Here is a 23704-nt window from a genome sequence, read left to right as displayed (position 1 = left end):
CTTTTTTGGAAAATAGAGGATCAGAGTTCCCGCAAAAATAAAGCCAAAGGGGCTCCTGCTTCAATATATTCCTCTTAACTTGATTTGTTATATGTAAACCATTTATCAAATTCTTCATTAATACCGCGGTGAAACGGAAATTTCTGTTTGATAGCGGATAATTGATGAAAAGCCTCCGTACGGTTGCCGCGGGCGTAGTCAATTTGACATTTTAGGAGCAAGACTTGCGGATCTTCCGGATTAAGTGCAATAGCCTTACTGATTTCATCTTCAGTAACAGCAATCACATCAATGGTCTGAGCGACTCATTATTTTCTCCAAAGGAACCCGCAACAAGAGCACAGGCTGCTGTAATGCTAAAAAGATTTTTGCAATATGTACAATTTATTAATTAGGAAAACCTAAAAAAGAGGCTGCTCAAAGTTATCAGATAACTGAGCAAGCCTCTTTTTTCTACTGAAACCGGCGAATGGCCGGAACGCACAGCACACTACCGACAATGGCCAAGCCGATCGAAGCAAATATCGTGATGGTGATCACGCCTCCGATTTGATCGGCAATCCAGCCGACTAGGAAGTAGCTCAGCGGTAGCAAGGCAAAGGACCCCAACAGATCCAAACTGACCACCCGTCCGAACGCTTCCGGAGGTACAAGCTCCTGCAGGCTGGTCTCCCAGATGAGACCGAAGATCATGAGTCCGAACCCTTCGACGGCCATGAGCGCCCAGAGCAGGATCGGTTCCGTTGTAAAAGGCATCGCCAGCAGGGCGGCCCCACTCAGAATCACAGCGCCATAGGCAAATAGGCCACGGTGCTGCCACTGAGTCCTCGACCCAAAAATAAATGCCGCCGCAATAGCCCCGGCCCCTGAGCAAGTGATTCCTATCCCGTACATAAGCGGATCCAGCCCAAGATGTACTTTGAACAGCCAAGGGACAAGAATGACGATAATGCCGCTAAAGCAGATATTACTGAAACAGAAGGCCAGGATGGTGATCCATAACCAAGGATGCCCTTTGAGGATCGTGATGCCTTCTAGAAACTCGCGCCTCCACGAGAAGGATGGATTGCTTTGTGAGGGGGCCGGTTTATTTTGCTTGGCATACAATGATTTTTTCACTAATAACAGCAGACACAGATAAGAGAGTAGATAGGTTAACGCATCCAAGCCGAATCCATAACTGGCGGACATGGAGGAAACGATCAGTCCCCCCAGAACGGGGCCGATAATCCTGACCCCTTGATTGCTCATTTGTGTCAATGCATTGGCAGCATTGCGAATATCCGGTGTAAACACGGTTGCACGTACGGCGGAATAGGCAGGATGAAAGAGCCCTTCCATGAGGCCGTAGATGGCCACCAGCCCGAACAACATTTGGACGGATAACGTGTCCGAGAAAATAAGCACCGCAATAGCCAGCATGACGATGAAGCGGACGATATCGGAAAGCATCATGATCCTTACGCGATCATAACGATCGACAATCCATCCCGACAGGGGGAGCATGAGGACGTAGGGCAGCATATAAGCAGTCATGACCAGGCCCATCATCGTTGTTGATCCTGTGAGCGAGTAAACGACCATTGGTAAAATAACGGTTGTAATAGAGCCTCCGAGCATGGAAATAAGCTGGCTGAGCCATAAATAAGGGAAGGAGCGCGATTTGATAAATGGAAGCAGGAACTGGTCCAGCATGCGTGGCTTCTTAGGAAGTGGAGCTTCAATTTGCATGAGAGTCTGTCTCCTTTGATAGATTGAGTAGATTATAGCTTAGCATACCTAAAGTGCGAATTCGATTATCTGCAGTGTTTATATCCTATATGGGATATATGAATCAGACTCGTTCATCTTATATGATAGTTATCGAATGGTGTTTTTCAAGCATTTTTCTAGACAATGCGCCTTTTCTATTATTTTAGCAAGTGAGGTGGTATTCATCGGCAAGAGAGGTTGGGCTTTAACAATTATGGGCATTCTTCTTTTTATTCTAATCATCATTCTGGTGTTTAAAGCTAGTTCCTGGAATGAAGAACTTGGAAGCGGAATGAGCAGATGGGATGAGACAGTTGTTTCCGGGAATGGAAAAAATAAAATTGTTCAATTAAACGTGGAAGGCATCATTGCTGAAAAATCCAGTTTTTCAAGCAGTTTTAGCTCTGGAGCATTCATTTCTCAACTAGAGCAAGTAAGCCAAGACCCCAATGTAAAGGCAGTGGTCATACGAATTAATAGTCCTGGAGGCGAAGTGGTGGCTTCGGATGAAATTCATTTGGAAATCGAGCGTGTGAAACAAGCCGGTAAAACAGTGGTTATCAGCATGGGAGCTGTTGCCGCTTCAGGAGGTTATTATATATCCGCTCCAGCGGATTATATTTTCGCTAATCGCTCGACGCTTACAGGCAGTCTAGGTGTTATCTTTTCGTTGCCCAATTATGAGAAGACTGCTGAATTACTCGGCTATAAACAAAATACGATTAAAAGCGGAGAATTTAAAGACATTGGAAGTCCTCTTCGTGAATTAACACAAAAGGAGAAGGATATTTTTCAATCTCTGGTGGATGAAAGCTACCAACGATTCGTATCGGTTATTGAAAAAGGCCGCAAATTATCCCATGATGACGTTTTGAAGGCGGCAGATGGTCGTGTATATTCAGGCCAGCAAGCTAAAGCACTGGGGCTCATTGATGAGTTTGGCACGTTGGACGATGCGACGGAATATGCGAAACAAAAGACAGGATTGGAAGATGTTGAGGTGGTTAAGTATGCGCCAAAGTTTTCTTTGTTTTCTGCTTTGAATGGGCTTAATCAACAGCTAAAGTCGCCTGCAGCACAACTGATGGAGCAAGTGTTGCCTGCAGCTTCTACGACAGGACCACGCTTGTTATATTTATTTCAACCATGAGGAGGGAGAAAGAATGGTGCAAAATAGGGTAGTAACTCAGGATAGTAGTGGACATGCGAATTCAGAAACGAGAACAAATGTGGAGCGAAGCTATGCGGGCTTTTGGATTCGTTTCGTCGCTTTGTTGATTGATACGATTGCACTTCAAACTGTCTTTGTCATCCTTAGTCTTGTGACTGGTACAAGCCCTCTCAAGCCTCCTGCAAGTTTGAGCATTATTGAGTATGTAATTGCCTTGATCTACTACGTAACTTTAACCGTTTATTTTGGCCAAACGCTAGGGAAAATGATTCTCGGTGTTCGCGTCGTTCGCAATGACGGAAAGCCACTTTCATGGGGGGCCGTTTTGCTTCGAGAAATCGTTGGGAAATTCGTTTCTGGAATTATTCTCTTAATTGGTTATATCATAGCGGGTATGGATTCAGAGAAGCGCGCTCTACATGATCGAATGGCAGGTACGCGAGTTGTAAAGAAGAAATAACCAGAATTGATTAGCACGGATGATTCACAGTCAACATTTGGTCTTCTATTAGAGTTTTCATCGTAAGGTCAGTTCCTTTTATGGGGAATTGATCTTTTTTTAGCATAATTTAGTTAATATTTTGGTTTGTTTTCCAAATTTCGACAAAAAACAACAGTTTCTATGTGTATAATTGTTGTAAACCAGAAATCATAATTTCTGTTTACAATATGACTAAAACTATGGAGGTGCCCTACTTATGCAGAGCATAACAGACTTTGGCCCAATGCAGAGTGCTATTGAACATGGAGCTAAGGAAGCTTTAATCGATATTGATAATACACTGGCAAAGGCAAAAATAACGGATCTTTATATGTGGATGAAGCGAAAAGAATTCAAAAGTATCCTGCTATGGCGAGGCTGGCTTATTTATTTTGCTATATGCTGGGGGCCGGTTTATTTATTACTGGATTTCATTCATCGTGACTGGTTCCAACGAGCCTTTTACCGCAGGTTTCACCGGTATTCGTTATGCGAAATAGAGACTAACTCTGTGGAGTTATTCGAGTCGAAGTACAAACAGGGGTTTATTCGTTATACGCACGATTTGATTTTTTATCTTAAAGAGAACAACGTCAATGTGACTTTACTTTCAACTAACATTACTCCTATCGTAAGGCTGTATGGGCAATACTTTGACGTCCCCTATATTTGTCTCCGTGCAGACAGTCATGAGACGGGGCTAAGGGTTAACCTGGATGAGCTGAAAGATTTTAAAATTAATGCCGCAATGGAATATGATCCTTTAAAGACAATTGCAGTTGCTGACTCAAAGCACGACTTGCCCGTGTTGAATTATGTTCAATATCCGTTTATTGTTTCGAATAATAAAAAGAAGTGGATGGCTAAATTGCGTCATAAGGTTATATTAATCTCCGAAGATTTGAAATAAAGGGGCACGGCTAAGGATGATCTTTACCTTTATAGTATTATGGTTAATTACAATTATCTTAATTGTGAACAACCCGCATAATGAGTCTACGCGCTGGGTGGCTTTGGTTACATTTTGTGGAGGCACTGGCGGTTTCGCACGAGCTGCGATCGAGAACTTTTTGCCCTATCTATCCGATCATGGACTAATGAGCTCGAGTATTGAAGCGACATTTTATCGCATCTACAGTATAGGATCGTTCACTAACACGTATGGATTGCCTTATTCTTATTTGATATTTTGCCTCTGCTATTCAGAGTTGTTTGGAAACAAGTTAAAACTAATGCTGAAAGTTACTTTGTTTTGCCCTGTCATCCTCATGTTCTTTATAACCCCTCTTACTCCTGCAATCGCACATAATTATAAAGTTGCAATCCTATGGGTGGCCCCCTACATCATTGCCGGAAGCTGTTTTTTGTTATTTACGTATATAAAAGAAACGAATCCTTTCTCAAAGAAACGGAGACTGCTTACAAATTTAATTGCGCTGCCCCCCGTACTATTTCAACTGCTATCCAATTACATATTTCGCTTATTTCAATTTAATGAAGTATGGAGATTGAATGCGATCATGATGTTTTTCTTATTTGTACTGTTTATTATTTTCATCATAAAATTCGATTTTTTTGGCGTACAACTAAAGTTTGAGAGACGAAGAATTGATAGTACATTAAAAGCTGTCACTTCTGGAACAAGTTTTCTAAACCATGCGATTAAAAATGAAGTTGGAAAAGTGAACATTCTTGCTGAGAATATCAAATATCTAACTATGGGTTCAAGGGACGATGAAATTGACAGTAACGCATCTCAAATTCTCTCATCTACCACTCATTTGTTAAGCATGATTGATCGCATTCAACACCAGATTCAGGATGTTAAGTTGATAAAGAATAAAGTTAGTGTGTCAGCCATTCTGCATGAATGTGTTCTTACGAATGAATCTCTTTTTAAAAAATTTAATATTGCTGTTGAGGAACATTATGCAATGACTCCAGATATCCAGTGCGATCAAATTCACGTAAAAGAAGTGATAAACAATTTAATTGTCAACGCCGTTGATGCAATGAAAGCTGGTGGATTGCTTCGAATTGAAACTCTTGAATCAAGAAGTCAGGTTTGTATCTTGGTGAAGGATAGCGGGGGAGGTATTTCAAAACATGATCTTGATCACATTTTCGATCCATTTTATACAACGAAATTGAACAGTAAGAATTATGGGCTGGGTCTGTCTTACTGCTTTAATGTCATTCAGAAACATGGAGGGAGAATTGAAATTTTTAGTGAACAAGGTTATGGAGCTACGATCAAGATAAGTTTGCCCGCAGCTTAATGGTTGGAGGGGGGGGGGTGAAATGGATAATTTAAAAATACTTATTGTTGAAGACGATCCGGTATGGATAACATGTATCTCTAACTACTTGGTACGCGAGCCTGTTTTGCAATGTGTATATAGGGCAACCAATAAAGAAGAGGCTCTACAGTCATGTAGAGAAGTAAATCCCGATGTTGTTCTCATGGACATCCAACTCTCTGATGGGAAGTTGGAAGGCATAGATGCTGTTTTGGAAATAAGCATGATGATGGAAACAAAGATTATTATGCTCACTTCGTTTAACGAAAAGGAATTGATCATCCATTCATTGGCTGCTGGAGCTGTAAGCTACGTTGCAAAAACAGATTACATGAAATTACCGAGTGTGATAAGGGCGGTAATGTGTGAAATAACACCAGTTCAAACAGTAATGAATGAGTACATGAGACTTAAGAAAAATGAGTTGCTTGCGTCACTGACGAATGCGGAAAAAGAAGTATTCGAGTTGATTGAGGAGGGACTTACGCAAACGCAAATCGAGAGAAAATTGTTTAAATCGGGGAGCACAATTAAGAACCAGGTGAACCGGATACTGAAGAAATTGAATGTGCGGAGCTCAAGGGAAGCAGTTGAGAAAGTAAAGAACAGGTTCTATAAAATTTAGTACTAATGGAATTTTTATGAAAGATATATACTGGGAGCATAGGAGCTTTATCAGGAGAGGAGCTTGATTCGTGAGTGTCTTTGCTGAGCTGAACATACACCCCAAAACCTGGATTCATTATAATGATCTGCCCGTAATAGAAAAAAGCAAACTTGGACACCTCGTAGAAAACTATGAAATTGACGTATCAATTGTTGCATTGCCTAAAGTAAGGAGTATGAGTGAAAAAGATAGTTTTATAACCCTTGTTCTTGAGGAGATCGGATTCCTCTCACGGGTTGTTCCTACCACTCATTTCTTTGTATTGGCTAATACAGATGGCATAGTAATCCACGTTGAAGGCGCTGAGCCTATCCTGGATGCACTAAAGCGGTCACAGATTGTACCTGGGTGCTCATTTGCGCTTGATTCAGCTGGAATTAATGGCATTTCTTTAGCCATGCATCTGGGCTGTGCTGCGGTTGTTGAAGGGGCGAATCATAGTCTGCAGATGTTCTCAGATTGGACTTGTATTTGTCATCCGATTAAAGTTAACGATCAAATTGTGGGATATTTAGACTTGACGATGAGGGAGGGTATTGAGGTTAGTTTTGCTTCTGTTTTGGTTGAGAGATTAGTTGATACAATATCTGAAAAATTGAACTTGTCTGATCCGGAAGTAAAAAAAGAATCATTAACTAAACAATTTGAGGTATATAAACTTACTTCTAGAGAAAAAGAGGTAGCTCATGCATGGCTGGGTAATCAAAGTGTTTTGCAAATTGCATGTAATATGGGCATTACAGAAGGTACAGTTCGAAACATGCTAAAAAAAGTCTATTCGAAAACGCAAGTTAGAGATAAAGGACAGTATTATCGGAAATTTTTGATATAGATGCTAATTTGTATAGAGACAATACCTGAAGGGTGTTCCTTGGGTATTGTTTTATTTTATGAAAATTATGGGATGGTGAAAAAATGTTAGCTAAATATACAATATTTATACTGCAATTTATGAGAAACTCCATTGAGAGAAATGTATGGTTAGGAAATATTATTGCAATATTGTTTATATTACTGACTGTATCTAACATTTTTAAATTTGGGATTTTTATCGGGAAATTTCTGTATTTCATTAATTATTGGTAATATCTATCAGCAAATTAATAATTACGGATACTACAGGTGCTACAAGAATTGCTGCACCAAATGAGAATGTCCTGTTTGGGATATTTAACGTACATTATCTTCTTAGTATTCTATTATTAAGAAATTTGGTGAAAGGACTTGTAATGTGAAAAATACAATGGGTATTGAGACAAATAAGAGCCTTAATTTTGAAAAAGTAATGAGTCTTAGAAAAAAAAAGAAAATATCAGAGGTTCAATATCGTTTGTCTGAATTAATAAATTATATTACTGAGAATGGGGCGAATAAATGTGGCCCACTTATTTCAGCCACTTTTGGGGCAGAAATCATCAATGGTGAGCAAGTGATAGATATGGAATTTTTAGTAGCGATAGACAAAGAAATTCGTTCAACCAAGGACTATAGTTTTAAGCCTTTATTTCTCTTAGTCAATGCCGTTTATATAAGGTATATAGGAGATCCTCGTCTTATTGAGAACGCATATAATAACTTAAATAGTTTTATTTCTCAAAACAATTTCCAACCGATTACGGCAGTCTATAATATTAACCTCACAGAAGAGGAAAAACTAGACGAAGGTAAAGAACACATTATGGATATCTATATAGGCATGAATCCTAACTTACCATAAAAGAAAAGCTTCAGATGAAATTTGATTATATTTAAGGGAATTGGAAGGAGGTGAAAATAGATGGAATTAGTATACTCGAGCAGATTTGTAACATTGAACGCAGAAGAATCACTCCTAATTGATGCTGGTTGGGGTTGGGCTGAAACATTCGCAGTGGTTGGTGCTGCTGCACTTATCGTAGGGACAGGTATTGTAGTTGCGGCAAGTGCTCCAATTTCAATTCCTGTTGCAGTTGCAATCGGGGCGACGACTGGAAAAGCAATCGCTCTAGCTGGAACAGTTACTCTCGGAGTTTCTGTAGCATCGTTGTAAAATTAAACAATACGAGGAGAAGAGAATATGAATCATATCCTGTCTAATCAATTTGCAGTTTGTAGTCCAGAGGAATTATTTGAAGTTAATGGCGGCCAGTTAACAGCGTCTAAGGCATTTTTAATTGCTGGAGCAGCATTGTTATCAGCGGCCACTATTATTGTAGCAGCTCCAGCTGTTGCAGCAGGTGGCACTCTAGCAGCAGCAGCATGGACTGGAGCAGCAGTATTGGGCTATAACGTTGGCGCGCTTTCTATCATAAGCGGAGTAACCCTCGCGATAAATGGTAGGTAATAATTAGTTCTCTTGGGAGATTTGATTTATTGATAAAGCAAATCTTCCAAGAGGTGTTTAGATCACTTGGTTTACACTCTTTTTCATGTGGAGGCATCTATGTACTTGATTAATTTGTTAGATTTGATTGCGGTAGGAATTATCTTTTGGTATTTCATCAACGAGTATAATTATTTATTAACGAGGAAAAAAATAAGCAGTTCAGTTCATGTGTATAGCAGAAAAATGCTTTTAAAAACAAATAAAATATTAAATTGGGTGGTATCCATCTATTTTTTGATAATGTCTATATTATGGTGTCTTTTTCTTTTTAACCTTAACCATGCAATTGATAAGAGCTATTTATCTTTTGTTTATCCTATTTTACTTATCATTATTATTTCTAATGAAAGTATTATTTGCACAATCGGAGAAGAAGGTGTGGCTGTAAAAAATAGAATTTATGACTGGACTAAGGTGCAAAAGGTTGATCTTCAAACGACAGGGTCAAAAAATAAAGCTATTTCCTATATCATACATTTTACTTTCAATGATACTAGAAAGCTTGATGGATATATTAACGAAGATTCGAGAGCAACAGTACTTGCCTTTATTAAATTAAACGAGATTGACTATAAAATATCGTAATGTCTAACATACATAGGGTGTAATAATGATTAGTTTTATGTCACTTAAAAGATATCATTTTATAAAACAACAAGACATCAAAGATTGCGGAGCGGCCTGCCTCGCCACAATTTCCAAACAGTACGGTTTGAAATATCCCATCTCCAAAATCCGCGAAGTCGCCGGAACCGACAAGCAGGGAACTAACGCCTACGGTCTTATCAAAGCCGCAGAAAAGCTAGGCTTTACCGCCAAGGGCGTAAAAGGCAATCAGGAAGCATTTTTCGAACCCTTCCCCTTACCAGCTATCGCACATGTCATAGTCGATCAATCCCTACTCCATTATGTGGTCATCCACCGTATCACCAAAAAAGAAATCATCATTGCCGATCCGGCGAAAGGCATTGTGAAATATACACCCGAAGACTTCTTCAAAATCTGGACTGGGATTCTCATCCTGATGGTGCCTTCTCCGACCTTTGAAAAGGGAGATCACACGAAAGGATTGTTTGTACGTTTTTTTGGACTTTTGCTGCCGCACAAGAGGCTACTTTTCAGTATTTTTCTAGGTTCTCTTTTATACACGATGTTAGGCATTTTAGGCGCATTTTACTTCCGTTTTTTGCTTGATGAAATTGTTCCATACCATTTGCAAAAGACGCTCCATATTATCTCAATTGGTTTCATTTTACTGACATTGTTTAAAGTTCTTCTTAGCGCTTTTCGCAGCCATCTGCTTCTCTATTTGAGTCAGAAATTAGATGTTTCGCTCATACTGGGCTACTACCACCATGTGCTGCAATTGCCGATGAATTTTTTCGGAGCTAGAAAAACGGGGGAAGTCATCTCTCGTCTTCAGGATGCTTCCAAAGTTCGGGATGCGATTTCGGGAGCGACGTTAACGATGATGATTGACACGATGATGGTCGTGGTTGGCGGAATTATCTTGTACTCCCAGAATGCTTTCCTATTTGGAATAACGGCAATCATGATTCCGATTTATGCGGTAATCGTGTGGGCATTCCATAAACCATTCGAGCGAATCAATCGTGATCAGATGGAGAAGAATGCTCAGCTTACTTCTTACATTGTCGAGTCGATCAACGGTATTGAAACTGTGAAAGCTTACAACGCGGAAGAGAAAGCGGGCTTTCAAACGGAGAGCAAGTTTGTCGGACTGCTCAGGACTATTTTCAAGCTGGGACTCTCTCACAACATACAATCCTCGCTAAAAGGGATCGTTCAAGCACTCGGAGGTATTGTTCTTTTGTGGATCGGCGCATATGAAGTCATGCAGGGGAGTCTTACAATGGGGCAACTTATCACGTTTAATGCCTTGCTCGCCTATTTTTTAGATCCTATCCAGAATCTCATTAACTTGCAGCCTGTTATGCAAACAGCGGTTGTCGCGGCAGATCGATTGGGTGAAATTCTGGACCTTGCCCCCGAGAGATCGGTCGATGAAGACAGAAAGATCCACCCATCAACACTCAAAGGCGAGATTACCATCAACCAGGTAGATTTCCGTTACGGTACCAGACAACTGACACTTAAAAATTTGAATCTTTCCATCGCCTCGGGTGAAAAAGTAGCCTTTGTCGGCGAGAGCGGTTCGGGCAAAACAACGTTGATCAAATTGCTTATGAACTTCTATACCGCCGAAAAAGGAGAAGTTCTTTTTAACGGCAACAACATCAAGGATATTCATATAGGCGATCTACGGGCCAAAATTGCCTATCTTCCGCAGGACAATTTCTTCTTCAGCGGAACCATCCGCGATAACCTTTGTCTGGGCATAGATGATCAAACCGAACTAGAGCATATCGTAGGGGCATGCAAAATCGCCAAAGCGCATGATTTTATCAATGAATTGCCGCTGCGGTATAACACAATGTTGGAAGAAAATGCATCCAATCTTTCAGGCGGGCAGAAGCAGCGCCTAGCCATCGCGAGAGCGATTCTGAAAAACCCCGATATTTTGATTATGGACGAAGCAACGAGTAATCTCGATTCTACGACCGAGAAGGCAATCTCCGACACGATTAATGATTTTGAGGGAATTACGACGATTATCATTGCTCACAGGCTAAGCACCATTATGCGTTGCGATCGAATCTTTGTCATGGATAAAGGCGAGATCATCGAGACGGGTTCTCATCAGGAACTTATGCAGCGGCGAGCGAAGTATTATGAGCTTTGGAAAGATCAACTGCCGGGCTTTGCAATTGCCAATGAATCGAACAAATGGGTGGAAGCGCTATGAGTGTAATTCTTAGAAATATGAAAGACATGACAGACAGCCGCGAGTTGTATGAAGCCAAGGCGCATCCTGTTATTTCGATTTTTTTGTACATACTTGTAACACTAATTGCGGTTGCTCTTATATGGTCTTATTTTGGCGAGATAGATATTGTCGTAAAAGGAAATGGCGTCGTCAGGCCCAATGAGAAGGTAAGTTCGATTAAAAGCAAGGTAAATGGAAAAATAAGCGAAGTACATTATTCAGCTGGAAAAAAGATAAAAAAAGGGGATATCCTGCTTGTTCTAGAAAGCGGCGATCTCGAAGTTCAGACAAGCTCTCTGCAAATGGATTACGACAAGATACAGAAGGAATTAACCAGCTTGCTCCAATTCAAAGAAAGTATGTTGCCAAGACGTGATCAGACCGGTGAGTATCAACAAATAGACTTGAAATCGGATCAAGTTTCCTTGCAGAACCTGATACTTGAGGTGAACAGGAATAGAAATAGTTTTGTGCAGCTGGAACGATCGCTTGCAGATTTGACACTTCTTGAGGAATCCATACGATCAGCGCGGAACTTATTTCAAGGAAGCGGGTCCGAGTACGAAAATAAATATACGGACTATACCCTTGAGAAGAGGAAGCTGGAAAACACAGTCAGGCAGCAGGAAAATGCCTATACGATTGTTACAAAAACAGCGGTTATTGAGGATATGAAAGCAGCACAAAAGCAGTTGGAAGATTCCAAGTTGGATTTGGATAACTACACCAATAAATTTCAATTAAATTTGCGTTCTTCTATTGAGGAGACGAAGCGAAAGCTTGATACGAATAAGCTGGATTCTGACAAAAATTATGTAGAGTTGAACAATTTGATTCAAATCGATCAAGATAAAATTAAAAAGCTGAATGAGCAGCTTGCTGTATCCAAATTGAATATAGATGATCGTGTTATTAGATCTCCATCGGATGGGATTGTCAATGTTTTGATTGATTTAAAAGAGGGTGAACTGCTTGCGGCAGGAACGGAGTTTGTTACAATTGTTCCAGAAAATAATACCGAATATGTTGTACAGGTTGCATTATCCAATAAAGATATTGCGAAAATTAAGCCTGGAGATCCTATCAAGTATCACTTCCTAGCGCTTCCATATAAGGAATATGGCGAATTAGTCGGAACGATTCGTTCTATAGGAGCGGATGCTATCGTCAATGCAGAGAACGGAAGCAGTTTCTATTCCATAGAGGCGGCTATTACAAATAAGCCATTGTTTAACAGCAAAGGAGAGGCCGCCAGCATTAAACCGGGGATGATGGCTGAAGCGAATGTCGTTACAAGCAGCAAAAAAATACTATACTATTTGCTTGAAAAAATAGATTTAAAAGAATAAGGGATGTGAAGCGTGTGTTATTTGCGGTGTGGCAAAAGCGGTGTCTGATGGCGCTGCTTCTTTTTTCGTTGGTGGCAGCTGCAGGAGGGGGCAATACCGGATCAAAAGTGTTTGCTGAGGACGAGGTGGGAACAACAGCTTTTGGCACTATTTACTTAGATCAAGTAAGCTTTGTAGGAGCATCGGATATGTACATTTTTCCTTCCAATGCGGCAAATGCCAGTGTCAGCTTTACATTGACGGTCCATAACGGAGGGTCGGATGAGATCGATTTTAACGAATATTGGGTGCGTTTGTTAACGGACTCAGGCTCTTCCTATATGGTTCAAATGCTTCCTCAGGACAAGAATAATACCCGGATAGGAGCAGGAACGAATCGAACTTTTACTTTTTATAGCCAGGTCAGCAGCACGTTAAAAGCGAACAATCTCATTATCCGCGTGTTTAAATGGGATTTTAGTCAGGAGAACTACGAGCGTGTTCTTGGGGATATGCACGCGGCAGATTCCGGTTATTCGGCAGCAGCACCTTACGGAGATAAGAAGTTGTTTCAAATTTCAGGCGTCGCAGCCGAGGCATTGGTAAGTAGAGTTCTTTTAAATAACAATGACAAAAATACGCTTGTAACGGTATATGCAAAATTGTTCAATAAAGGAAGTATATCCTTTGATATTCCGAGTTTCCGATATTATATACGCACTGCAGAGGGGCCTTTATACCCTGCGGAATTGGGTAAATCGGGAAAACAGGCGCCAATCCACCCAGGTGAATTCAAAGAAATACAATTAACCGCAACGATTCCCGCGGAGTACGATATAAGTACGGGAGGGGAATTGTTTTTTGCGCAATCTATTCCCGTGACTGGTCAGCAAGTATCGGAAGCCAATATCGTTCCTATCGCGGCTTTTGGGCTAGTACCAAAGACTAAGGGTGATGAAACCGAACGTGCACCTGTGGATTTTTCAACACGTGACGGTATTTATACTGCAGGTTTGCATACGATTCAAAGGCTTCCGTGGGAGGATAAGGATTTAATATCCGTTGACTTGTCCATTCGTAATAATGGATCAAGGTCGCTACCCATTCCTAAATTGACAGGTTATTTCATGCTTGATGATAAGGTGAAGATTGAAACGGTCATTGTTCAAAGTGACGATTTGTCGAGTGTTGCCGGAAACTCTGACATTCATTTTCAAGCAATAGGTAAAGTAGCTTACCAATCGTCCATAACAAAATTAAAATTTGTATTGCAAGAGCTGGATGAGGATAAGGCGATTAATGACTTGGCTGAGTTTACTCGTGAAGCAGCCTCTTCTGGTATTTCGAATTTTACAAAACAGTATGTTCTGAGCATAGATCAGATAGGGCGACGTGCTGAGTATTCTATTAAAGATGTGAGCACGTATACGAGTGAAACATCGGAATTGTTTATCTCCAATGTAGAAATGGAGAATAAGGAAGAGAGATATGTAAATGCACCTAATTTAACAGCGTTTTTGAGGGATTCAAGCGGTACTATATTTTCCACAAGTATATCAGTACCATCTAAAAGGATCATTCCTGGAGGCAAAGCGTTATTATCCGTTGAAGCGACAGTCCCGAAAGGTATGAGCAAAAAAGGACTGCAATTGCTAATCGGACAATCAGTAAAGGGGGACAAAGTAGCTTCTATTGGAGAACAGGCTGATGCTTTCTATGATGTCGTTGCTTTAGAGGTTCCTCAGACAGAGAGAGAAGCACAACATATTTTAAAGAAAATTGATCTATTCCCTTATCAGTTGAGCCTGTCTGCGTTTACTACACGTGCAAATTTGTTGACAGGGGATCTCAGCGTTAGTTTCCATACAGAGTTAAGTAAAGATGCATTTATTGAAACGAGCACAAAAGGTCATTCTTTATATGTTGAGATTAAAGATGAAAAAACAGACGTTAGTTTCTCCGATCATATCGAATTGGAAAATATGGATTCAACAACAACTCAGGATTCAAATCATTTGATAAAATTGGGAAATGGGAAATATACCGTGCAGACACGCGATGAAGAATTCATAACACATGTTAGCTTCTCAGGTAAATATCAGTTGAGTATTTATGATGACTATAAGGGCCACAGAAGATTGATAACAAGTAAACCGGTTAGTTGGTTTGCTTCATTGGATTAGAATAAAAAGGTGAGCAAGTTGTTTGTAATCAAAAAGGTGAACATTTCCGAATCTTCATGTACAATAAGGTGGATACGCAGTGGGACTCTCGCTGCAACATGAACCGGAAATGGAGGGAGCACATGAAGAAAGAGGATCTCATGACGCCGGCAGAGCTGAATGTACTGCTAGCCGAGATTGGCGAGGATGCTCCGCAGTTAGACGAGGATGAGCCTATAGGGGCACAGCATCTGATATCTCTGCAAAAAGCCGTCATATTCCTCTCCCGACAGGTGACGGAGCTTCAATCGCAGCTTCATGAGCATGTTGAACTCCATAACAAACAGCAGGAGCAGTTGCTCCGGCAAATGAACCATCAGATGGAACATAAGCTCTACGAGCAGATCATCAATCGGATGGTGGGAGGTCAAACCCCTTCGGCGGATGAAGAACGGATCGAGCAGAAGGACAATTTGGAGCCTTCATCGACAGCATTGACACTGCTTTCGGACGAACACTCACTGCCGGAGGAGCAGCCCACGTATTCCCGGGTGAACAGTTACCGGAAAATCCGCAAAAGAAAAAAAGGCTTCATCGAGAGGCTTTTCGATTAGTCCAAAGCTGCGCGGCTTGCGGTAGAGGAACTCTACGGTCCGCTATTTATCCCGAACGCAGCCATTTGGCAGATGAGGGGGAACTATGGTCCGCTATTCCACCATATTGGCTGAGAAACAGCGATCCGAGGGCAAATAAGGCCCTGTAGTTCCCCTTGGAACACGAATTTGGACGATTTTTCCAAAATAACGCCCTGTAGTTCCTTCAGGGACCAAAACGCAGCGCAGGCAGGCGGGGATTCGGCACGCAGGGTGTTTGAGGATCACAGGGTCAAAAAAACAGCGGCACAAGAATAGCTTGTATCGCTGCTTTGTACTGCCCTTTACTCAAAGCATCCCTTCCTCATGGGCTTTCTTGGACGCTTGAACACGATCCCGGACGTCCATTTTGGAGTAAATGCTGGAAATGTAATTTTTCACGGTGCCTTCGGACAGAAACAGCTTTTCAGCGATTTCCCTGTTGTTCAATCCGTCGGCGATGCAGTGCAGCACCTGCACTTCGCGCTCGCTCAGTCCGTAAGCGTCGGTGCGGGCAGACTCCTCGCCAGCCGACTTTGCCGCATCGGAGTCGCGAATGGCAGGATCGGCAGCGCCTCTGGCTTGCTGGACGAGCATTCTCGCGATGTCCTGCGGGATGAGGGTGCCGCCTTGGTGCACCCATTTGATGCCGGCGGCCAAATCCTTTGGATGGATGGCCTTGAGCAAATAGCCCTCGGCCCCAGCCCCTAAGGCATCAACGACATAAGTGATTTCCTGGAAGGTGGTCAGGATGATGACGCGTATTTGCGGCCATGCCGCTTTGATTTTGCGCGTCGCTTCGACCCCGTCCATGACGGGCATGTGAATATCCATCAAGACGACATCAGGACGGTGCTCTTCGCACTGCTCAATCGCGATGCGGCCGTTTTCGGCCAGTCCGACGACTTCAATGTCGGGGTCCATTCCCAGGACAATATGGAGGCTTTCTCTTATTAAATCCTGATCATCGACCAGGAGCAGTTTCAGCGGAGTTGGGTTCATGCGGGATTCCTCCTAATCGTTGCTTGCTAATATGGTGTATACGATATTGTCATTGTACCACTCGCAGCTTACTGCGCGAAAGGCAGCTTTAGAGCGCTGGCAGTTGCCGAGCGGGAATGAAGCACTCTACGACGGTCCCTTGACCGGCGGCTGAGCTTACCTGCAAGGTTCCTTGCAGGGCAAAGATCCGCTCCTGCATCGCATTAATGCCGAAGCCGACCTTGAGCTGTTCGGTCCCGATGCCATCATCCTCGATGCGGATGCCTACCCCCTCAGCGGCGTAGCTTAGCGTGATATCGACGGAGGCGGCACGGCCATGCCGCTTGGCATTCGTCAGCGACTCTTGCAGGCAGCGAATGAGGGAGAGCTTGGTTTGCTTCGGTATATCAAAATCCTCCCCCACGGTCGTGAACCGTATCTGGGTACCGGTGTGCAGGGCGAATTCGTTAGCAAGCCTCGTTAATTGTTGCGAGAGCAGCATATCGCCTTCATTGGGCACCATTTGATGAATGCTGCGCCGTACTTCTTCTAGTCCGTTCCGGGTTACTCCCCGCAGGACGTCTAGCTTTTCTTTGGCTTTGTCAGGTGCGGATTCAATCAGATAAGAAACGGCGTCCATGCCCATGATGACGGAAGTAAACGTGTGCCCCACGGTATCGTGCAGCTCACGTGCCATCCGGTTGCGTTCTTCCAGCAGCGTCAACTGTTCGATTTGGTTGGCGTACTGTTCTAACGCGTTATTTTGCTCATGGATTAAATGGTATTGACGTTGATTCTCCGCCAGCAGCTTTTCCGTCTTCTCATTGGAAGTGACAACCCGCTGCAAGCTGAGGCCGATGGCGAAGAACAGTACGCCATTTAGGATGATGCTAAACAGCTCGCCAACGCCCATTCCCAGGTGAAGGATTAAGAAGTAGGCAACAGGCATCGCAACCAACGAGATGGGAACGGCCCACCAAGCATTTTTTCGATCGGTGAGGAATCCAATGACCATTAATGGGCAATTAATAGTAAGGTACGCATCCTCCTGCATCCAGGATAGATAGATTTGTAGAGGAATGCCTGTGAGCAGAACGGAAATCGGATAGCATGTCGTATTGATATAGTTAGGTCTCCAGAATAAGAACGGAACACCATAGGAAAGAAGCAGGGCTAATATAGTCAAAAGGATGTTGCCATGCTCTTTCTCATTCATATGGAGCAGCGCGTAGAGCAGGCCAAGCAGTACAGAGCCGGTCAAAACGATAAATAAGGACCACTCCACGCCATGCCACGGTCTTCTTTGAATCATAGGCGGACTCCTTTTACAAGTTCGTATGAGAACATTGTACAAAAGATTTGGTAAAAACTATAGTGAGCGCAGTCATATTGTCAGAGGGCCGGGATATGACTGTTATGACTGACGAAGAGGAGTGAGAGAATGGCAGCAGCGAAAGAACAATTGCCAATTGTTCAAATCGAGAAAATTACGAAGCGGATCGGTGCGAAAACGATTATTGATCAATTATCCTTCGATGTTCCGCGAGGGGAAGTTTTTGGTTTTCTGGGCCCGAACGGGGCAGGCAAAACAACAACGATTCGCATGATGGTCGGACTCATGTCCATTACGGAAGGGGATATCCGGATTGGCGGGTACTCGATTCGGACCCATTTTGAGCAAGCGATTCGTCATGTCGGGGCCATTGTCGAGAATCCGGAAATGTATAAATTTCTAAGCGGGTACCACAATTTGGTTCATTACGCCAGGATGTTTCCGGGAATAGGAAAGACCCGCATCGATGAGGTTATTGCGCTTGTAGGCATGGAAAACCGCATTCATGACAAGGTGAAAACGTACTCTTTGGGCATGCGTCAACGGCTGGGAATTGCCCAAGCTTTGCTGCATAAGCCTGATGTGCTCATTCTGGACGAACCTACGAACGGATTGGATCCGGCCGGCATTCGCGAGCTGCGCGATCATCTGCGCAAGCTGACGCGTGAAGACGGCATCTCGGTCATCGTATCCAGCCATTTGCTTTCAGAAATGGAGCTCATGTGCGACCGGGTCGCCATTATTCAGAACGGGAAGCTGGTAGACGTCAGGCTGATCAAAGAGTATGCCGGGGCAGACGGCAAGCTCCATGTTGCTTTTGAAGTGGCGTCGCTGGATCAAGCATTGGCTTTGGCGGCAGCTCATTCCATTGGGGCGGAAGTCGTTAATCAGGAACTCATCCTGCTGCTGGACAGGGAAGAAACCGCCTTATGGAACAAACGATTTGTAGAGGCTGGGATTGCGGTTTACGGGATACGGGCGGCCACCAAGTCGCTGGAGGATCAATTCTTAGAGATGACGGGAAGTGACCCGATTGCTTAATTTAATCCAAAATGAACAGATGAAAATTTATCGCAGGCTGCGGACGTGGATAATGGCACTGTTGTTGATCGTTATTGTTGTCATGGCTGCGCTGGTGTCACGTCCGGGAACGGGTGCCAACGATAACTGGAAGGCTCGGGCAGCCGACACGATCGAGCATAACAAGAAAGAGTTGGAAAATCCCGGATTACCGGATAAATTTAAACAGAAGCTGAAGGAAGACATGGTGATTCAGCAGTATATGCTGGACCATAATTACCCGCCTGCCGAGAATACCCTCTGGGGCGGAGCACTGCGAGCATCCGGCTTAATTATCCTAGTGACCCTGTTTACCGTCATCATTGCCGGTGATATGGTGGCCGGGGAGTTCACTTGGGGGACGATTAAGCTGCTGCTGATTCGCCCTGCCAGTCGCGCCAAAATTCTTTTTGCCAAATATGTCACAACGCTCCTGTTTGCTGCGACTTTGTTAATCTTGATGTTTATCACGTCGATTATTGTGAATGGGTTCCTGTATGGCTTTCAAAGCATCAACCTGCCGCACCTGACCGCGGATGCGGCAGGGCAAGTACATGAAGGGAGCATGCTGGTTTATACGTTCGCGACATATGGACTGAAGCTGATCGAACTGGTCATGATTGTGACGCTCGCCTTTATGATCTCAACGGTATTCCGCAGTTCCTCCTTGGCCATCGGTATCAGTATCTTCATTATGTTTGCGGGGCAGATCATCACCATGCTGCTTTTGAGATACAGCTGGGGCAAATATTTCTTGTTCGCCAATACGGACCTTACACCCTACTTGGAAGGGCAGCCGATTGCAGAAGGAATGACCCTTGGCTTCTCGATTACTGTGCTCGTCATCTACTTCTTGCTGTTCAATCTCCTTTCCTGGGAAATATTCCGCAGACGCGACGTTGCCGCATAGGCTCCAAATACAAAAAAGACGATTCTTAAGGTTAGTTGTCCTTGGAATCGTCTTTTTTGTGTCTGCCCGCATTTATTTCATAATATAGGACTGAATGGTAGAAGGAACTTCCTGCAAAGACCCCAGTTGATAAAATGCACCTTGAGGCGCAATATCGATTGTTCCTGTATTGTACGCCCAGTCCTGCTCGACTGGAATGTGAATGGAGTGGATGCCCGCATGAAGAGCAGGCAGCACATCCGTTTTGACCGAATTGCCGATCATCCAGGTATGTTTGCGATCAAAGCCTTGCTCATGCATAATCGTTTCCATGAATTCCCTAGTCTTATGCACCGTTACAAAGATTCGGTCATGAAAATAGGTGTCAAGGCTCAAATCCTTCACCTTTTTCATTTGAATCGAAGCATCGCCGCCCGTGTACAGAAAGAGCCGATGCCCAGCTTGCTGAAGCTGATCCAGCGTTTCGTTCATTAGCGGATAAGGCTCGACGGTGTACTCATACACCGTGTGGCCTAGTTGCATTAGCCACGATTCTTCTTTGGCGCTCATTTTCCGGTTGAAATGCCCGCTGAACCATTGATACGTTTCAACGAACGACTTGGGAAAACGGTCCGGCATAAAGCCGTGAATATGAATCCCGGCGAGATCGATTTGGAGCTGCTTTTGTTTAATATCCTGCGCGTTAAGCCCATGTCCGGCAAACCAGGTGAGCATGAGATCGACGAACTGGTCAATGACAACGTCAAAATATTTGTTGCAATGCACTAATGTATCATCTAGATCAAATAGGATGGATTGTTCTTTCATAGGTTATGTCTCCTGCATCAGTTAGAAATGAATTGAATTTCCAACTATTATACCATGCCCCTATCGCATCTCCTAGGGCAGTCTTCATGCTGCCATTCTTACATCGCAATGGTATTTCCTTTATATGGACTGTTTGCCGCGGGTACAGGCTGATTGCCGCTGTCCAAATCGCCTTTTGGTTGAGGTGCTGCAGGAACGGAAGCTGTCTCCATTTTGCTGTTCCCTTGGAAGAGTCCGCCTTCTTCGATGATAAAGGAAGCTGCGCTAATATTGCCCTGCAGCGAGCCTGTTGACGTAATGGTTAGCTTGCCCTTCGTGGTGATGTTGCCATGGACATTTCCTGCAAGAATGACATCTCTGGCGGAAATATTGGATTTCACCACGCCGCGTTCCCCGATGATGACGTCCCCTGCACAATCGATGTCCCCTGTGATGCCGCCTTCAATGCGAATACTGGCTTCAGATTTAATGCGGCCTTCAAAGGTGGTCCCTTCTCCGATCAACGTATCTGTCGTATTCGGATTCATAAGGCTCTTCTTAGATTTAAACATGGTGTCTAGTCATCCTTTCGATTCGCTTTGAGGTAAGGTTTAGGATCAATGCTTTCTCCGTTTTTAAGCACTTCATAATGAAGATGGGGGCCGGTGCTGCGCCCAGTGGAGCCTACCAGGCCTATCGTACTGCCTTTGACTACGTTGTCCCCATTATTGACGAGAATTTTATTTAAATGCATATACCAAGTGCGCAGGCCCTTGGAATGCTCGATGACGATGTTATTGCCGTGGTAGATATCTTTCCCGGTACTGACGACCTTTCCGTCAGCGGTGGCGTAGACGGCATCATTTTCTCTGGCCCCGAAATCAATGCCGGAGTGAAAGCTCGGGCGATGGGTAAAGGGGTCGGTTCGGTAACCGAACGTCGAAGTGACGACTTTGGTATTCGTCGGAAACAGCGTTGGCGTGATAGCGAGCAGGTGCTGTTTATCGGCCACTTTTTGCTTCGTTTCGATTAAGCTGGTCTGCAGCTCTTTCACTTCGCTGTTAAGAGCCGTAAAAGAGGCTAAAGTCTCTTCGCCAAGCTTCATAATAGCTTCCTGAGAAGCTGGATTAGGACTGCCGCCTATTCCGCTAACGGCAGCGGGGGACGATGGTTCCTCCGATGGTTTGTCTTGGGTATCGGCCGAAGCGCTGGCTACCGCTTTGCCCGTAGTGTTCGTATCGATTCCGGCAATGGATTTGAGATCATTTTCAAGTTTTTTCATTTCTTCTACTTGCGTTTTCATCTGCTCAGCTTGCTGGGATAACTGAATCACTTCATTTTGCAGCTGTTCGATGGCCTTGTCTTTGGAGGTTAAGGCAGCATTCCATTGCTGGTTCGCCCCGCTTAGTTTAGCCTGCAGCGCATTGGCTTTCTTAGAAGTGTGCGCTTGCAAGGCATAGGTAATAAGTGTAATAAGGAGCAGCAGAGCGAAGCAAGCTGCCGCAATGTAAGCGAATAAATGGGGTACTCGAAACCTGACGACCGATTGATTGGCATCGGGGATGATCACCAGCGTCAGTTTTTTTGGCTTCCATTTGAGCTTCATAAAGGCTAATTTGTCTCCTTGTCGTAGTTGAATTTGGTAATGTTTGCCTAACAACATCATTCGTCATTATCCGATAAAAACCTTCCTAATACCTACAGGTCCTAGTTAAAATGAGTCTAAAGTAGGAAGGAATAGCGTCGAATATAATCGAATCTTCTTAACAATTACAGGAAAGACAGCAGATTTGGAGTGGAGGCAATCATGATTAAGCTTGCAGGTATTGATATTGGTAACGACAGCATTAAGCTTGTTCTGGATGGTTCCAGGGAACCGTTAGTCATCCCGAATATTATCGCGCCGGGTTACGAACGGCATATGTTGCAGGAAGAGGATTCCCCATGGAAAGCGCTCGACGTCATGATTTACAGTCCCTCTCTTTCGCAAAGAAATCAGCGTTATTTCGTCGGGCAGCTCGCGTTGGAGCACGAAGATAACCTGGAGCTTGAAGATACCGATAATAAAGCGGTTTCGGACCAATCCCTGATTGTGGCGCTAACTGCGCTGGCCTATCAAGGTCTTACGAATCAAGCCTTTAACACCGGATATGGCAGTGCGGACGAAGTCGAGTATACGCTGGGTACGGGTCTGCCCGTTCGCGCATTCGCGAAATACAGTCAACAATTCGAACAAAGACTGCTTGGCGAGCATGAAGTGACGTTTCTCTCCACACCGCAATTACATAACCGCAAAATTAAAGTATCCATCCGCAAGGTAGCGGTTTCTATTGAAGGCGCCGCAGCTATTTTCCATTTGGCTACGCATGACAGTCTGCAAGTGAAGGACGAAGAAATTTACAACGGCGTTATCGGCGTTTGCGAAATTGGCGCGCTGACGACCGATTTTCCTGTCATTAAACGCATGGCGATTGATAACCATTTCAGTCATGGCGAGCAAATTGGCATCGCGACGTATCTTGACGCTATCATTCGCGATGTGGAAGATGCTTACGGTTATGTGTTTCCAAGCCGGGCAAAGCTCGTGCAGCGCATTAAGAACCGAAATTTCACGATCCAACTGCTCGGCGAAGGGCAAGTGGACATTCGGCCGATCGTGGATCAGCATTTCCGGCGCGCTGCTTTGCGAATGATCGAAATGATCAAGAAACGCTGGCGCAAATACCCGGACATTCAATGCTTCTATGTCATCGGAGGAGGCGCTTCTGCCTTAAAACCTTACATTCAGGAAGCGGCAGGTTCACTCAAATTGCGTTTCGCGAATGAAAGCGAATTTCTGAATATGTACGGCTATCTGAAAGTGGCCAAAAGCCGGTTACCTCAAGCAGCTCCTGTCTAATCAAAGTGCAAGCACCTGTTCATCAGGTGC

Annotated in this window: 24 protein-coding genes; 17 read left to right on the top strand and 7 right to left on the bottom strand. The window is 43.7% G+C overall.

Going from position 1 to position 23704, the window contains the following annotated elements; all coding sequences use genetic code 11:
- Positions 1-74: 74 nt before the first annotated feature.
- Together GC097_RS10110 and GC097_RS10105 are read right to left on the bottom strand one after the other, a co-directional pair.
- Positions 75-287: a hypothetical protein gene (locus GC097_RS10110; RefSeq protein ID WP_171683193.1), complete on the bottom strand. Its 213-nt coding sequence runs from the start codon at positions 285-287 to the stop codon at positions 75-77.
- Between the two features lie 166 nt (positions 288-453).
- The gene (locus GC097_RS10105; protein ID WP_171683192.1) at positions 454-1731 is read right to left on the bottom strand and encodes an MFS transporter; all 1278 of its coding nucleotides are present in this window, start codon (positions 1729-1731) and stop codon (positions 454-456) included.
- Positions 1732-1867: 136 nt separating this feature from the next.
- Between GC097_RS10105 and sppA the strand changes: the two genes are divergently transcribed.
- The 14 genes from sppA (at position 1868) to GC097_RS10035 (ending at position 15688) form a co-directional block, all read left to right on the top strand.
- Positions 1868-2902, top strand: coding sequence for a signal peptide peptidase SppA (gene sppA / locus GC097_RS10100; protein ID WP_171683191.1), 1035 nt, complete (start codon positions 1868-1870; stop codon positions 2900-2902).
- Between the two features lie 13 nt (positions 2903-2915).
- Complete coding sequence (locus GC097_RS10095) at positions 2916-3383, top strand: RDD family protein (protein WP_171683190.1); 468 nt, start codon at positions 2916-2918, stop codon at positions 3381-3383.
- A gap of 238 nt (positions 3384-3621) precedes the next feature.
- A complete protein-coding gene (locus GC097_RS10090; RefSeq protein WP_171683189.1) occupies positions 3622-4314 on the top strand; it encodes an HAD family hydrolase in 693 nt (230 codons plus the stop codon).
- Positions 4315-4636: 322 nt separating this feature from the next.
- Positions 4637-5683, top strand: a complete 1047-nt coding sequence (locus tag GC097_RS10085; RefSeq protein ID WP_171683188.1) for a sensor histidine kinase — start codon at positions 4637-4639, stop codon at positions 5681-5683.
- 22 nt (positions 5684-5705) lie between these two features.
- Positions 5706-6329: a response regulator transcription factor gene (locus tag GC097_RS10080; protein ID WP_171683187.1), complete on the top strand. Its 624-nt coding sequence runs from the start codon at positions 5706-5708 to the stop codon at positions 6327-6329.
- Between the two features lie 70 nt (positions 6330-6399).
- On the top strand, positions 6400-7203 hold the full coding sequence (locus tag GC097_RS34940) for a helix-turn-helix transcriptional regulator (RefSeq protein WP_171683186.1): 804 nt from the start codon (positions 6400-6402) through the stop codon (positions 7201-7203).
- 399 nt (positions 7204-7602) lie between these two features.
- Complete coding sequence (locus GC097_RS10070; RefSeq protein WP_171683185.1) at positions 7603-8088, top strand: GyrI-like domain-containing protein; 486 nt, start codon at positions 7603-7605, stop codon at positions 8086-8088.
- Positions 8089-8148: 60 nt separating this feature from the next.
- Complete coding sequence (locus tag GC097_RS10065; RefSeq protein WP_171683184.1) at positions 8149-8400, top strand: hypothetical protein; 252 nt, start codon at positions 8149-8151, stop codon at positions 8398-8400.
- A 27-nt stretch (positions 8401-8427) separates the two neighbouring features.
- Positions 8428-8694, top strand: coding sequence for a hypothetical protein (locus GC097_RS10060; RefSeq protein WP_171683183.1), 267 nt, complete (start codon positions 8428-8430; stop codon positions 8692-8694).
- Positions 8695-8799: 105 nt separating this feature from the next.
- A complete protein-coding gene (locus GC097_RS10055; RefSeq protein ID WP_171683182.1) occupies positions 8800-9321 on the top strand; it encodes a hypothetical protein in 522 nt (173 codons plus the stop codon).
- A gap of 37 nt (positions 9322-9358) precedes the next feature.
- A complete protein-coding gene (locus tag GC097_RS10050; RefSeq protein WP_246294096.1) occupies positions 9359-11563 on the top strand; it encodes a peptidase domain-containing ABC transporter in 2205 nt (734 codons plus the stop codon).
- Positions 11560-12933 carry a beta-barrel domain-containing protein gene (locus tag GC097_RS10045; RefSeq protein ID WP_171683180.1) on the top strand — a complete coding sequence of 458 codons (1374 nt, stop codon included), beginning with the start codon at positions 11560-11562 and terminating at the stop codon, positions 12931-12933. The genes GC097_RS10050 and GC097_RS10045 overlap by 4 nt, the downstream gene beginning before the upstream one ends.
- Before the next feature lie 5 nt (positions 12934-12938).
- Positions 12939-15095 (top strand): hypothetical protein, encoded by a 2157-nt coding sequence (locus GC097_RS10040; protein WP_171683179.1) that lies wholly within the window; start codon positions 12939-12941, stop codon positions 15093-15095.
- Positions 15096-15217: 122 nt separating this feature from the next.
- Positions 15218-15688, top strand: a complete 471-nt coding sequence (locus GC097_RS10035) for a hypothetical protein (protein ID WP_171683178.1) — start codon at positions 15218-15220, stop codon at positions 15686-15688.
- 327 nt (positions 15689-16015) lie between these two features.
- Here the strand turns inward: GC097_RS10035 and GC097_RS10030 are convergent, their stop codons facing one another.
- Both GC097_RS10030 and GC097_RS10025 read right to left on the bottom strand, forming a co-directional pair.
- Positions 16016-16708, bottom strand: a complete 693-nt coding sequence (locus tag GC097_RS10030; protein WP_171683177.1) for a response regulator — start codon at positions 16706-16708, stop codon at positions 16016-16018.
- A gap of 88 nt (positions 16709-16796) precedes the next feature.
- A complete protein-coding gene (locus GC097_RS10025) occupies positions 16797-17999 on the bottom strand; it encodes a sensor histidine kinase (RefSeq protein ID WP_171683176.1) in 1203 nt (400 codons plus the stop codon).
- Between the two features lie 129 nt (positions 18000-18128).
- Between GC097_RS10025 and GC097_RS10020 the strand changes: the two genes are divergently transcribed.
- Positions 18129-19061 carry an ABC transporter ATP-binding protein gene (locus GC097_RS10020; protein ID WP_171683175.1) on the top strand — a complete coding sequence of 311 codons (933 nt, stop codon included), beginning with the start codon at positions 18129-18131 and terminating at the stop codon, positions 19059-19061.
- Entirely contained in the window at positions 19054-19989 is a 936-nt protein-coding gene (locus GC097_RS10015; protein WP_171683174.1) for an ABC transporter permease, read from the top strand. The genes GC097_RS10020 and GC097_RS10015 overlap by 8 nt, the downstream gene beginning before the upstream one ends.
- A 72-nt stretch (positions 19990-20061) precedes the next feature.
- On the opposite strand, the gene GC097_RS10010 is transcribed toward GC097_RS10015, so the two are convergent.
- The 3 genes from GC097_RS10010 to GC097_RS10000 all read right to left on the bottom strand — a co-directional run bounded on the left by GC097_RS10010 (position 20062) and on the right by GC097_RS10000 (position 22381).
- Positions 20062-20796, bottom strand: a complete 735-nt coding sequence (locus GC097_RS10010) for an HAD family hydrolase (protein ID WP_171683173.1) — start codon at positions 20794-20796, stop codon at positions 20062-20064.
- Between the two features lie 98 nt (positions 20797-20894).
- The gene (locus tag GC097_RS10005; protein WP_171683172.1) at positions 20895-21347 is read right to left on the bottom strand and encodes a bactofilin family protein; all 453 of its coding nucleotides are present in this window, start codon (positions 21345-21347) and stop codon (positions 20895-20897) included.
- A gap of 5 nt (positions 21348-21352) precedes the next feature.
- Complete coding sequence (locus GC097_RS10000) at positions 21353-22381, bottom strand: M23 family metallopeptidase (protein WP_171683171.1); 1029 nt, start codon at positions 22379-22381, stop codon at positions 21353-21355.
- Positions 22382-22582: 201 nt separating this feature from the next.
- Here GC097_RS10000 and GC097_RS09995 point away from each other — a divergent pair, with 201 nt between their 5' ends.
- Positions 22583-23674: a ParM/StbA family protein gene (locus tag GC097_RS09995; protein WP_171683170.1), complete on the top strand. Its 1092-nt coding sequence runs from the start codon at positions 22583-22585 to the stop codon at positions 23672-23674.
- Positions 23675-23704 lie beyond the last annotated feature (30 nt).

The organism is Paenibacillus planticolens (genome assembly GCF_013141725.1).
GTDB lineage: Bacteria > Bacillota > Bacilli > Paenibacillales > NBRC-103111 > Paenibacillus_E > Paenibacillus_E planticolens.
The sequence above is the reverse complement of the archived record's forward strand: the minus strand, read 5'-3'. Positions and strand labels throughout refer to the sequence as shown.

Bases quoted from the DNA above. Each gene is read 5' to 3' on its own strand.
- GC097_RS10105 (WP_171683192.1), bottom strand. From the start codon at position 1,731: ATGCAAATTGAAGCTCCACTTCCTAAGAAGCCACGCATGCTGGACCAG.
- sppA (WP_171683191.1), top strand. From the start codon at position 1,868: ATGGTGTTTTTCAAGCATTTTTCTAGACAATGCGCCTTTTCTATTATT.
- GC097_RS10095 (WP_171683190.1), top strand. From the start codon at position 2,916: ATGGTGCAAAATAGGGTAGTAACTCAGGATAGTAGTGGACATGCGAAT.
- GC097_RS10090 (WP_171683189.1), top strand. From the start codon at position 3,622: ATGCAGAGCATAACAGACTTTGGCCCAATGCAGAGTGCTATTGAACAT.
- GC097_RS10085 (WP_171683188.1), top strand. From the start codon at position 4,637: ATGCTGAAAGTTACTTTGTTTTGCCCTGTCATCCTCATGTTCTTTATA.
- GC097_RS10080 (WP_171683187.1), top strand. From the start codon at position 5,706: ATGGATAATTTAAAAATACTTATTGTTGAAGACGATCCGGTATGGATA.
- GC097_RS10065 (WP_171683184.1), top strand. From the start codon at position 8,149: ATGGAATTAGTATACTCGAGCAGATTTGTAACATTGAACGCAGAAGAA.
- GC097_RS10060 (WP_171683183.1), top strand. From the start codon at position 8,428: ATGAATCATATCCTGTCTAATCAATTTGCAGTTTGTAGTCCAGAGGAA.
- GC097_RS10050 (WP_246294096.1), top strand. From the start codon at position 9,359: ATGTCACTTAAAAGATATCATTTTATAAAACAACAAGACATCAAAGAT.
- GC097_RS10045 (WP_171683180.1), top strand. From the start codon at position 11,560: ATGAGTGTAATTCTTAGAAATATGAAAGACATGACAGACAGCCGCGAG.
- GC097_RS10035 (WP_171683178.1), top strand. From the start codon at position 15,218: ATGAAGAAAGAGGATCTCATGACGCCGGCAGAGCTGAATGTACTGCTA.
- GC097_RS10030 (WP_171683177.1), bottom strand. From the start codon at position 16,708: ATGAACCCAACTCCGCTGAAACTGCTCCTGGTCGATGATCAGGATTTA.
- GC097_RS10025 (WP_171683176.1), bottom strand. From the start codon at position 17,999: ATGATTCAAAGAAGACCGTGGCATGGCGTGGAGTGGTCCTTATTTATC.
- GC097_RS10020 (WP_171683175.1), top strand. From the start codon at position 18,129: ATGGCAGCAGCGAAAGAACAATTGCCAATTGTTCAAATCGAGAAAATT.
- GC097_RS10010 (WP_171683173.1), bottom strand. From the start codon at position 20,796: ATGAAAGAACAATCCATCCTATTTGATCTAGATGATACATTAGTGCAT.
- GC097_RS10005 (WP_171683172.1), bottom strand. From the start codon at position 21,347: ATGTTTAAATCTAAGAAGAGCCTTATGAATCCGAATACGACAGATACG.
- GC097_RS10000 (WP_171683171.1), bottom strand. From the start codon at position 22,381: ATGAAGCTCAAATGGAAGCCAAAAAAACTGACGCTGGTGATCATCCCC.
- GC097_RS09995 (WP_171683170.1), top strand. From the start codon at position 22,583: ATGATTAAGCTTGCAGGTATTGATATTGGTAACGACAGCATTAAGCTT.